The sequence below is a fragment of the Pseudomonas sp. SIMBA_067 genome (genome assembly GCF_046534675.1).
GTDB classification, from domain to species: domain Bacteria; phylum Pseudomonadota; class Gammaproteobacteria; order Pseudomonadales; family Pseudomonadaceae; genus Aquipseudomonas; species Aquipseudomonas putida.
Map to the genome: position 1 here is coordinate 1 of NZ_JAWRYH010001116.1, position 245 is coordinate 245.

1 pseudogene is annotated in these 245 nt (G+C 59.2%); it reads left to right on the forward strand.

The features are described 5' to 3' along the window. Positions 1-124: 124 nt before the first annotated feature. Positions 125-245: pseudogene (locus SB765_RS32750) on the forward strand (2-methylcitrate synthase); the annotation flags it as partial.

Here is a 245-nt window from a genome sequence, read left to right on the forward strand (position 1 = left end):
GATGCCATTGGTTACCACGCCTTCGAGCAGAGCCTCGATGCGCTGTTTGCCCAGAAGAAGGGCTGAGCAACACCCCGAATTAGCCAGAAAGCATCCATAACAAATTCAAGAAAGGAGAATCACCATGGCCGAAGCAAAAGTACTCAGTGGCGCAGGCCTGCGCGGCCAAGTGGCTGGTCAGACCGCACTGTCGACCGTGGGCCAGGCCGGTGCCGGGCTGACCTACCGGGGTTACGACGTGCGTG